Origin of the sequence: Maribellus comscasis, assembly GCF_009762775.1 — a bacterium.
GTDB classification, from domain to species: Bacteria; Bacteroidota; Bacteroidia; order Bacteroidales; family Prolixibacteraceae; genus Draconibacterium; species Draconibacterium comscasis.
Genome location: NZ_CP046401.1, coordinates 5341444 through 5353088, shown reverse-complemented (window position 1 = coordinate 5353088; position 11645 = coordinate 5341444). Strand labels below are relative to the sequence as shown.

Below are 11645 nucleotides of genomic sequence, written 5' to 3'. Positions count from 1 at the left end.
ACTGCAATCTGTCACCATCCTGTTTTTAGACCGGAATGTTCTTCAGTATTCACCTGCGTTATGGAGAAAAAATTCAAAATAATAATTCCCACCTTACTGACGATTTTCTTTGGTGAGAATATTTCAACGCAGAATTAAGTTTCTACTGATTTTAACGACTTGTACCTGGAGTTCTGCAATAAAGGCCTTTAGAATGTCCTTCACCACGAAAAATGTAAATTTTAAGATTATAATACAATATAATTCACACATAAAAAACTACAAAACAAGCAGTTAAAAAAAATATTAGAGTATAAAAACAATTATGACTTTCTTTGAAATATGGTTGTTTAAAACAAGGGAGTAAATATATTAACTTTGAAGAAGAAAAATGGGTGAAATAATAATCATTGTTGGATTTGTACAGTCATTATTCGGGACAATACTATTTATTTCAAAACGCCCCAAACACTTAAGTTTCCTATTATTAGCGATATGGTTGTTTGTAAATGCTATTTTTCTTGGCTCCGAACTTCTTCCTTTTGAAGTAGTCGACTATTTTAAACCAGGTATTTTCCCTTTTCTTTTTTTATTGGGGCCATTATTATACTTCTACGTATCCTCGCTGGCAATTCATAATTTTCAACTCAAAAAGCAGCATTTAATTCATATTTTACCACTCTTATTGGTTGGCATTCATCGTTCTGTAACCCATCCGATATCTTTTTCAAATCCATACGGATTTGAGGAATATTCACTGTCGGGGAATAATAAGATTTATTATTTGCTTTTGCTTCTTTCTCTGTTTTTATATTGGTTTTTTGCCATCAGAATTATTCTGAGTCACAGAAAAAAGATACCCTACTATTTCTCAAACTATACCCCGAAAAATACGTTTAGCTGGTTAATATTTGTTGTAATTATTTTTGTTCTTCTGTTTTTGGCTGATTTTATTTTATCTCTTGTTTTTAAAATTTTTAGCATCAGGTTTGTGTCAATATTTCCACTTACAACCAACCTGACCATTTTTACATTTCTAATGGTGTACTTTGGAAATAATCAATCAGCCATCTATAAATTAAAAAAGAATTCAGAAAAAAGTGCTGAAAATGACCAAAGTGAAAAATACAAACGTTCTGCTTTGAGCGACTATAAAGTTGAACACATTAATCAAAAAGTTACCGATTATTTGAAAACAAAAAAACCGTATCTCGATCCGGATTTCAATTTACAAATGATGGTTGACGATTTAAATATTTCCAGGCAAAATTTATCACAGGTGATAAATTTAGGTCAAAAAAAGAATTTTTATAAATTGATTAATGAATACAGGATTGAAGAAGTAAAAAAAATGATAGTCAATGCGAAATACAGTCATTATTCGATTCTGGGTATAGCATTTGAATGTGGATTTAATTCAAAAACATCATTCCACAGAATTTTTAAAGAGGAAACCAGCCAAACACCCACTGAGTACAAAAAGTCTTTGAATTAAAATAGTTCCAACAAACCGGCTGGTACTAACGTATATCTTGTATTGAATACTTTTGGTGTCAACTAATACAGTAATTTATTAATTCAAAGAATGTCAAAAAATGAAAAAAAGTCTGGTCATAATTACATTGGTATTTTTATTCTTTGGTTTTTCCTGTACTCCCACGCAAAAGAGTAAAGAGGGAATTTCTATATTAAATTTATCTGATTTAAAACTTATTGGTCAGGTTGATGAAAAATATCAATCGTTTAATGTTGAAATGTGTGAGGTGGTTGGTGGTGAATTTTGGATTCCTTACGATTTGCTTGATCCATCCAAGGTAGCGACAGGAGATTTTAACGCTTTAAAAAGAACCATCCCCGCAGTTAATCTGTACGATGAAAAATTGCGAATGCTCACTAATGCATTAGAACCTTTGTATATTAGGGTAAGTGGCACCTGGGCAAATACAACCTATTTTCAGGATGATGATGAACCTCAATTAACAACTGCTCCGGAAGGTTACGAAAATGTTCTCACAAGAAAACAATGGAAAGGAGTGATTGATTTTTGTGAGGCAACCAATTCGAAATTAGTAACATCGTTTGCAGTCAGCAACGGTATGCGCGACAGCGAAGGGAACTGGACTCCGGCACAGATAGAACCACTGGTAAATTATACCAAATTAATTGGAGGAGAGATTGCAGCAGCCGAAATGTTCAACGAACCGACATTTGCCGCGTTGGGAGGCGGGCCAGCAGGTTATGATGCAGCCTGGTTTAACAGAGATTTTGCTTCTTTTAAGAGTTTTGTAGAATCTGCCATTCCCGAAATGAAAATAGTGGGCCCCGGTTCAGTAGGTGAAGGTGGCTTGTTAATTGACACAAGTGAGGTGAATGTTGCGGCTGGCGCTATTGGTAAAACAATAACTACAGAAGCGATGTATACAACGGAACCCATCCCTGAATTTGAAATCTTTTCTTATCATTTTTATGGAGGGGTATCAAAAAGGTGTGGTGGAGATCTTACTCCGGAAGACGAACGTACCAGTGAATGGTTTAGCAAAACGGAAAAAGAGTTCGAATTTTATAAAAAATTACGCGACAAATACAACCCTGATGCACCCATTTGGCTAACCGAGACTGCTGAAGCAGCTTGCGGAGGTAATCCGTGGGCAGCTACTTATAATGACTGTTTCCGATATCTGGAACAATTAGGCAGACTGGCAAAAAAAGGTGTTCAGGTGGTAATGCATAATACATTATGTGCAAGTGAATATGCATTGCTCGATCAGGATACTCATGAACCGCGCCCCAACTATTGGGCTGCATTTCTTTGGAGTAAACTGATGGGGACAGAAGTGTACGATGCAGGAATTACAGCCGAAGGAATTGATGTATTTATCCACAATCTGAAAGGCGAAAAAGGATATACAGCATTAATTGTAAATCCTAAAGACGTTGAAACTTCCATTGAAATACCTGCTGATGCAGAGCAATATTTATTAACTGCAGATGAACTACTTACTAAAACAGTAAAACTAAATGGTGAAGTTTTAGAGTTAACACCAGACGAAACCTTGCCTGATGTAAGCGGGAAGAAGATAAAGAAAGGAGAAACTTTGGTTCCTCCTCACAGTATACAATTTCTTGCCTTTAAAAAATAGTTGATTTTAGTGTGAATATAGTTTGACCAGGTTATCTAGAATTATCTTCCTAGTTAAATTCAGATTAGAGTGTATTTATAGAAAAAGGAGGTCGAATCTGACCTCCTTTTTACTTTGGAGATCCCGGAACAGACTTGAACTATCTTCCCGATAAGATTTATTCGTACATATTTTTGAAATTTTGAAATATGGATAAACGAAGTCAAATCGATATGAATCCACTAACTAACATTCTCCCAGAGGGTTAAAACACAGATTGGTAAAATATACATTTTAGTTGGCCAGCTTAACACCACACAAAACATGAAAGTGGTTAATTTTTAATAGCGTTATACAGCTTAATGCAAATTATTTCTGCAACATTGCTAAATTCACTTTGTCAAAAGTTTTTTTACCGAAAGTGATAGCTTCTTTTTATTTCGGGGATGCTTTCACATGGCTATAAGTTTTATCTAAGGAAAAAATTGTTTTAATTGTATATCGTGATAACAATTCTGATTAACGAAGTACCAATTTGGTATTTGAAAAATGTAATTTGAAAATAACCAGGGCTAATAAAGTACCGGTTATTTCTCCTGCAATACCCATTGATACTGCTTTATAAAAAATATCGTTAAAAACAGAAAAACTCAAATCTCCTTCTTTCAGTGTCATTAAAAAGGCCGTAAATCCAAATACATATCCCAACAAAGTGCCAACCAAGACAATTTTTCGATTTACTTTTGCAATTACCCAACAGAACCCTGAAGGTATTGAACTGAAAAGAGCACCAAAAACTGAAAAGATAAGAATAATCGGAAAAATATTTTCATGAGGGTCAAAATAGTTGATCTTTTCAAAATATTCCAAAGGATACACAGAGTAGAAAAGAAACACGTTTATAATGCATGCGATAAAAAACCCCAAAAAAGAGCCTTTAAAAAACTCTTTAAACTTGTTCTTTGGGGGCGGTTTTAAATTATTTTGATGTGTATATAGTTTTTCAGTGTGAATGAATTTTTCTTTCGCGCTTCCTTCTAGTGATGAATATAAAAGTATATTGACAATATTATTCACAATTTCTCTCCGTATTATTCTCAATCCGGGGAAAAGAGTTGTTCTATATTTTTCAACATCTAAAAGTTTTATTTTAGGTTTTTGCAAGAAACGGTTAGGGGATTCATTATCCATATTCCTGAATTTTTCCTGAAATAGATCAAAAACATTTATTTTCGTTTTATTATCTACTAATACTAAAACATTTTGAATATTTATATGATCTACTATGAACTCAATCTCATACTTACAGCCACGGTTGGAATCAGAGAATCCTCTAAGATCCATCAAAACAACATCTCCTACATCTTTTAATTCATTCAAAGCAGGTTTCCAAATATTTTCAAAACAATAAATTGGCAACTCACTATATTGATAGTTTTTTCTTGGATTTTTTGAATTATGTTTTTGAACTTTAAATCCTATTGCTCCGGCACTATCAAGAAAATTTCTTTTTATATTTCTTTTTACAATAAACAATGTAACAGTAAATACTAACACCGGAAGTCCAAATTCAAAATATGTATTGTATTGAATAGGAATTAACTCAAAATCCCAAAAAAAGAAATTGAAAACTCCGTAAACTATAAAAATAAGAGTCAAAATAAAAATTACCTCCAGGCTATTTGTCAAATTTTTTGGACCCCAGAAGCGATAATAATACTTGATATACGAAGGATCAACAATTGTGTAGTGTGCACCAATATACTTCCATCGCTTGATCAACCTACCAAATATTAAACCCATATTTTTATAGTTGCCAAATACCCGGAGTATTACAAGATTAATTGATAAATCTTTGGGATGTGCCAATTCTTTTATGGTTAATATTGTAACTGACAGAATGATCAGATAAATTCCGACAGAAATCAATATATATACTGGTTTGTGGATGAAGTCAGAAAAGATAAAAACAGACAAAGTAATTAAAATAACGACAAAAATTTGATACAAAATCGGCAGAGCATTATCTCTGATATAGTAGTAAAGATGTCCACCCGCTATTGCTATTATCATACTTGAATACGATAGAATAAGAATTGGTTGAAGAGTTGAAGAATTATCATAAAATATACTTTCTAAACTGTCGGGGTTAGATTGATGAGAAACAATAGATATTCCAAAAATCAAGGTGATAATTAAAGTCCAAGAGAAGTGTATTCTAAAAAAAGTGCTTCCGATGGTTAGTCTTTTTTCTAAAGATTCAAATTGATTACTCCGTTTAAAAGGAATTTCCTCCAATTTGTCGGTATATGTGAGGTTAGATGTATAAACAGATGATTTTTTTTGAGCTAATCCTGATTCTGTTGTAACTTTATTTTTTGTTGACTTCTCCAACATATTTTTGTATACAATTTTTGCAACAAATTGTAGTAAAACCAGATAAAGAAAAAATGGGATTAAAATTTTAAGAATTATTACAATATCCATATTTTGATATACGCCCAAACAGATAAAGTGTTTTAGGTACTAATTTTCAGAACAAAATTTCAATTTACGTGAAAACTAGTTTGGAGCACCGCTGAATAACGCATAACCCAAAATCGTTGAACCGACTCTAATACCAGCCACAACACCACCTGTTTTTGTTTTTTTGCTTCAGATTGCTAATATTCAAACTCCCCGACAGATGTATTTTGAAGATTATCAAAAGAATAAGATTCTGATGATATTGGATAATTTCTGTCGGGAGTATTGCTCGAAAGACGCAGCTGAACTGTTCCGGAATACGTTAAAAAATTCTGTCTGGCACAATGAATACAGTGATAATATTGGCATTTTTGAAGCAAACAGGAATCAATCTTTCAAAAAGGTCGATGAATGAACTGTCACAACAAAAATCGGGTTGATAGTATCTGAGTCATTATTTCGTAAAAGAAAAAAGTTATTTGATAGTCTGTAATCTGCCGCCATCCTGTTTTCAGACAGGAATGTTCTTCAACATTCTCAGGCATTTCATTCTCTTTTCTTTCAAATAATTATTAAATTGACGTTCAATTGAATAGACTTATTTTGTAAACCCTTAAAACCAATGAAATGAAAATTCCCTTAAACACAGGAAAAACAACTGACAAAAAATTGTATTTGACCCTGAATGGCAAAAAAAACCGGCAAGCTATAACGGAACCTGCCGGCAGAGATCAATAACGCCCTTTGAAGGGCATAATATTAACATTGTAAAATTACAAAATTATGGCAAACATTGATGACTACAATGCCCGGTTATCCGACATCAAGGCAATTCCTGATGAAGAAACCCTGGAACCGGGTATTCCTGTAGATGTTGCTTTACAGGAAGCCGAAAACCTCCATCACTGGAGTTTAAACGATGCCACTGCATTGGCGGTAGTTGGAATTACTTCCGACATGATTAACGACCTGCCCGTACGTGCAGGCGCCTGCCGCGAGGCACAATCGATTTGGAACAAAGACTACCGTTCGCAACAGGAAGCCCAGAAAGAATGGGCCGAACAGGCACCTGAAGCCTACGCTTTCCGCGATGACCTGCTCGCTTCGCTTCGTTTTGCTTACAGGAAAGACGATGCCCTCCTAAGCCGTGTAAGTGCTATTACCGATGGCAGCGGCCATGCCGACATGATACAGGACCTGAATGACATCGCCGTTTTGGGCCGCGAAAATCCCGATCCGCTTACGGCTATTGGTTTCGAGCTCACACAACCCGACCTGGCGGCTACCCGGGCAGATGAGCTGGCCGATCTGCTGGCTGAAGCCAACGGCGACAAAGCCGATCCCAACGAATCGAAAATCATCCGCGACAAGGCCTACACCTACCTGAAAGCACTGGTGGATGAAATCCGTGAAGCCGGTAAATATGTTTTCCGAAAAGATAAAAACCGGTTGAAAGGCTATTCCAGCGAGTACTGGAAAAAACTACACCGAAAACAAAGCAGCAATCAGAATGATGTGACTTAATATTTATTCTGCATCCGGTTGGGGCGTCCTGCGAGCATATGGGGCGCCCTGCTTGTTTTATCTCCTCCCTGCAAGGACTTTATGCAATCCTGCAGTGCAGGATTCAAAAACATTACCGCAGGAAGGGTAAAAAAGCTGCAGGATTAATCAAAAGCGATACAGGAACAAAAAAAAGTCCGCAGGGAGTGGATAATGTATTGCAGGATTGCAAAAAATGTTGCTGGATTTCATTTTACTATTGCCATGTGTCCTTTCCTGAAATAACTTGACAGATTTAACTTTAATTTCTGATAGATGTAAATATTTATTCTGCATTTACTGATTTACAAAACTATTTCATTTTTTATTCTTGCAAATTCTTTCCTGCATATTTTTAATCCCTGTAACTGCTCATTCCTTTCTGTCTTATCCCTGATTAAAGGGACAGATATAATTCTTCTTCCTGTTTTTTTGTGCAGCTTCATTTTTTATCGCTGGTTTTTGTTGCAGGTTTGTATTCTGTTGCTTCTTTTCCCGTCGTATTAAATTCCCGCTTTTTCCAGTGCTTTTTAAGTGATCCCGATTCCTTGTGTGCATCCACCGGAAGCATAAAATCCACGCTGCGGTGCGGACGTTTGTTGTTGTATTTGTAAACCGCAACCTTTGTTGCTTCCAGGGCTGCATGATAATCCGGGTAAGTTTCGTTTAAATCATATTCATTCTTTAAAATACCATTAACCCGCTCGGCTATAGCGTTTTCATAGGGGTCGCCGTTTTCTGTCATCGAAATATTGATATTTGAACCTTGCAGGTAGTTCACATAGTCGGTGCAGCAATACTGGATGCCGCGGTCGGAATGGTGGATAAGGTTCTGCTTCACCCCTTCCCCTGAAATGGCCATCTTTAGAGCATTTAAAGCCCCTTCGCTGGTGAGGTCGGGCCAGAGGCACCAGCCAACAATTTTTCTGGAATATGCATCGGTAACAAGCGAGAGGTAAACAAAACCTTTTTCAGTGCGAATGTAGGTTATGTCGCTAACCCATAAACGCCCGGAACTCATTATCTCAATATCCCTTACCAGGTTGGGATACTTGCGGAAAAAATGCTTCGAATTGGTTGTTTTAGGCCTGCGCCTGCGCCGCCTGACCAACAGGCCATGTTCCCGCAGCAGGATATAAAACTTGTCCCTTCCATATTTAATATTATGTTTCTGAAGGGTCGGCGCAATCAGCCGGTGGAGCTTCTCTGTCCCCATCCGCTTGTGCTCTTTACGCAAATCTTTTACCTGTCTTAATATAAAAACTTCCTCCATCTGGTACCCGGATTGACGTTTCCTATTGTCGTACCAGGCCTGGCGGGTAAACCCAAACAGTTCGCATAGTACCGCCTTGGAAACCAAAGGATACATGCGTGCCAGTACATCTACTGTTTGGGTCCAGACTTTTTTCTGATTTCGAGTTTGTAGTCGTTTTCTGCAATGTCAATCATAGTGTTCAGCGCCACATTCTTCATCTGCGCACGTTCCAACTGCTTTTCCAATTCCCTGATGCGTTTCTCCAACGCTTTGTGGTCTGTTCTTTCTTTTGCACTCATCATCTGTAAAGATATGTGGATTTCGTCGGAATATCTCTCCTGCCAGCGCTTTATGATCTTTTTATATTCAAATCTTGATAATGAAAATCGTTCCCGTGCTTCCTGGTAACTCATATTTCCAGCATCAATCTGCGCTACCAGCCAACGTCGGAAGCTTACTTCATAATTACTGTAATTAACTGTTTTTTCTTCAAATCCATCCATGTAATCTGTTAACATGGATTCATTCCTTTTTTTCATTTTCTTGACATTTTTGCGTCAAGTTATTTCAGTATAAGACATGATAATTAGAAATACGGTGTTCTTGCCTTTATAAAGAAGCGTTTTGCATTCATTTGAATTGCCTTAATTATTTCATAGGTGTATGAGGCTGAATCTGCCCTAATGATATCAATTGTCACCCCGGCTTCATGCAGTAACGAGCACATCCGTTCTATGGTTTTATGTTGCAAAATATGAGCATTACTCCGTCCATTTCTGTTTTCAACATAAACAATATGTTTGCCTATCATTCCAACACCGGGATAATAACCAGGCTCTTTTTTGTAGGTGCGTTGTGCATCGGATTTTTCATTAAATATCAAGGTGTTGTCATAATCTAAAATCACATTTTCTTTTTGGAATCCTGGCAATAACGACAGCATTTTTATGTTGAGCCTGTTCAATTCCTGGGCCAACGAGAAATGGTGCTCTGTTTTTCCTCTTTTCGCAGTAAAAAATTGTGGACTGTCCGACAACGATTTAAGCCGGCTCAAAATCCTGTCCGGGCTGGGAATATTGATAAAAGGGTTATTCTGAAGTCCTTCTTTCAAATTAACAGACAGATCTTCAGCACAATCTCCACCACAGAAAAATACGGACCAATAAGACATTATTATATCAAACCAATTGTATCGTGATTGTTTGGGTAAAGTCGGTAGATTGTAGTTTAACAAACTGTTGATTTTTAAATCGATGGCTTCTTTTATAACAAAATTTAATCCGCCAAAAGATGAAACTGGTAAAGAATTTAATACTTTCATAATGGTATTGTTGTGCAACACCAATTTAGGTGAACATACCAAAGCTGTAAAGCATTCATTTGAATAGTTTTACAGCTTTTTTCAACTATAACATGCGGATTTTAGGAGGATTCGCGCGGGAGCGGCGGGTCCTGTCATAAGGCTTGCCCTGGTTGGGGCGCACATGGGGCAGGCATACATCCTCTCGAACTGCACACCATCGACGACCAACCTGTTTAGGTTCGGCGTTTCAATGAATGTATTTCCATTGAATTCACTATCTCCCCAGCCTTGGTCGTCTGACATAATTAAAATGACATTGGGATGATGGTCAGATTCTGATTTCTTAGAACATGAAATTAAAACTAACGATAAAATCAGTACTAAAAAAAATATACCATTCCGGGTCAATATAACCGTTAACAACAATTGCCTGTTACGCTTATCAATCATATCAATACAATATAAATAGCGTTTCATAAAGCTTATATCTGTTAATTATGTGTCCTTGTTTCAATCAATGGAATTACATCGAACTCATCCCTTGCTGATCTGAATAACTTTTCGAATTGTTTGGCAACCTCTGCATTTTGACCTGCTACATTAACCTTTTCTTCCGGGTCATTTTTAAGGTTGTACAATTCAAAAATCGTTTTTTTAGTAGTATCTCTGACATTGAGTTTTACGGCTTTCCAATGATCTTTCAAAATTGCCTGTCTCCCTCCACGCTCATAAAACTCCCAATATAAATAATCATGCTCCTCAGATTGTTTTTGCCCCAATAGGGTAGGCATAAAAGATATACCTTCAGTGTTTGCCGGTTTTTCCTGCCCAGTTAATTCAGAAAAAGTAGGAAGGAAATCCCAAAATGCAAACAGTTTTTCGGATTTTGATCTTTCAGGAATAACACCAGGCCAATAAGCTATAAATGGGGTCTTTATCCCTCCCTGGTACAAATCGCGTTTCATGCCTCTGAAAGAGCTGTTTGAATTAAAAAATTCCATTTGGTGGCCCCCTTCCTGGTGAGGTCCATTGTCAGAACAAAATAAAACCAGGGTATTTTTATCAAGCCCCAGGTCAACTAACTTTTTAAGGATTGACCCTACCGAGTTATCAATATTCCGGATCATCGCTGCAAAACCCTTTTCCTGCCTCGGCCAGTCCTTTTCCTCAAACTCGTAATAATCCGGAACCTCCATGCCGTCCGGTATCTTTTCATTATTGGCATGGGGAACATTATATGCCAGGTAAAGGAAAAACTTGTTATCCTTATTTTCTTCAATAAATGATATTGCCTTAGAATCAAAGAGAAACGGGGCATATTCATTTTTAACCTCAGCGACTCCTTTCCCTTCGCGCAAGGTGTCTGCCCAGGGATTTACCCCGTTGATCAGTTTTGTTTTATTATTTAAGAATACTTTCTTCCCGTTTTCAATTAAAAATTCGGGGTAAAAATTATGTGCATGCCACATATTTATGTATCCATAAAAATAGTCATATCCTTTCTTTGCAGGGTCATCATAAGGCAAATATGCACCTACCCCCCATTTCCCAATTGCACCAGTTACATATCCTGCTTTTTTAAACACTTTGGCTATTGTATTTTCATTATCGCCTACCATTTGATTGGGCATGTTGCCCCTTACTGATGAATGACCTGTGTTCCTGCCGGTTAATAGGCAGGCACGTGAAGGGGCACAAACCGTAGAGCCAGTACACATGTTTGTAAAATGTATACCTTCATTCGCCATTTTATCTATATTGGGGGTTGTTAAAGTTTCTTGCCCATAAAAACTTATATCTCCATAACCCAGATCATCCACTAAAATCATAATGACATTAGGCTCATTATCTGGTTTAACTTTATTTAAACATGAACTCACTCCCCCTAATATCCCCATTAAAATCAAAAAATAGCGAAGTTTAAATTTTGTCTGCTTCGATACCCTTTTTTTCTTTTTCATAACATAATATTTTTAGTACG

At 36.6% G+C, this 11645-nt stretch carries 11 protein-coding genes; 4 read left to right on the top strand and 7 right to left on the bottom strand.

The window, feature by feature from the left end:
- The first annotated feature begins 370 nt into the window (after nt 1-370).
- Together GM418_RS21675 and GM418_RS21670 are read left to right on the top strand one after the other, a co-directional pair.
- Nucleotides 371-1474 (top strand): helix-turn-helix domain-containing protein, encoded by a 1104-nt coding sequence (locus GM418_RS21675; protein ID WP_217447557.1) that lies wholly within the window; start codon nt 371-373, stop codon nt 1472-1474.
- 100 nt (nt 1475-1574) lie between these two features.
- Nucleotides 1575-3119, top strand: coding sequence for a hypothetical protein (locus GM418_RS21670; RefSeq protein WP_158869310.1), 1545 nt, complete (start codon nt 1575-1577; stop codon nt 3117-3119).
- A 498-nt stretch (nt 3120-3617) separates the two neighbouring features.
- On the opposite strand, the gene GM418_RS21665 is transcribed toward GM418_RS21670, so the two are convergent.
- A complete protein-coding gene (locus GM418_RS21665; RefSeq protein ID WP_158869309.1) occupies nt 3618-5585 on the bottom strand; it encodes a hypothetical protein in 1968 nt (655 codons plus the stop codon).
- 199 nt (nt 5586-5784) lie between these two features.
- On the opposite strand from GM418_RS21665, the gene GM418_RS21660 reads away from it, so the two are divergent.
- Together GM418_RS21660 and GM418_RS21655 are read left to right on the top strand one after the other, a co-directional pair.
- Nucleotides 5785-5979: a hypothetical protein gene (locus GM418_RS21660; RefSeq protein WP_158869308.1), complete on the top strand. Its 195-nt coding sequence runs from the start codon at nt 5785-5787 to the stop codon at nt 5977-5979.
- A gap of 368 nt (nt 5980-6347) precedes the next feature.
- Nucleotides 6348-7088, top strand: a complete 741-nt coding sequence (locus GM418_RS21655) for a hypothetical protein (RefSeq protein ID WP_158869307.1) — start codon at nt 6348-6350, stop codon at nt 7086-7088.
- Nucleotides 7089-7411: 323 nt separating this feature from the next.
- Here the strand turns inward: GM418_RS21655 and GM418_RS21650 are convergent, their stop codons facing one another.
- The 6 genes from GM418_RS21650 to GM418_RS21625 form a co-directional block, all read right to left on the bottom strand.
- Entirely contained in the window at nt 7412-7552 is a 141-nt protein-coding gene (locus tag GM418_RS21650) for a hypothetical protein (protein WP_158862759.1), read from the bottom strand.
- Entirely contained in the window at nt 7549-8475 is a 927-nt protein-coding gene (locus tag GM418_RS21645) for an IS3 family transposase (RefSeq protein WP_246222758.1), read from the bottom strand. Before GM418_RS21645 ends, GM418_RS21650 begins: the two co-directional genes overlap by 4 nt.
- Before the next feature lie 14 nt (nt 8476-8489).
- On the bottom strand, nt 8490-8900 hold the full coding sequence (locus tag GM418_RS21640) for a hypothetical protein (protein ID WP_158862757.1): 411 nt from the start codon (nt 8898-8900) through the stop codon (nt 8490-8492).
- A 47-nt stretch (nt 8901-8947) separates the two neighbouring features.
- Nucleotides 8948-9682, bottom strand: a complete 735-nt coding sequence (locus GM418_RS21635) for a transposase (protein WP_158869306.1) — start codon at nt 9680-9682, stop codon at nt 8948-8950.
- Nucleotides 9683-9763: 81 nt separating this feature from the next.
- On the bottom strand, nt 9764-10114 hold the full coding sequence (locus tag GM418_RS32115) for a sulfatase-like hydrolase/transferase (RefSeq protein WP_425482386.1): 351 nt from the start codon (nt 10112-10114) through the stop codon (nt 9764-9766).
- 41 nt (nt 10115-10155) lie between these two features.
- Nucleotides 10156-11625 (bottom strand): arylsulfatase, encoded by a 1470-nt coding sequence (locus tag GM418_RS21625; protein WP_217447556.1) that lies wholly within the window; start codon nt 11623-11625, stop codon nt 10156-10158.
- Nucleotides 11626-11645: the final 20 nt, after the last annotated feature.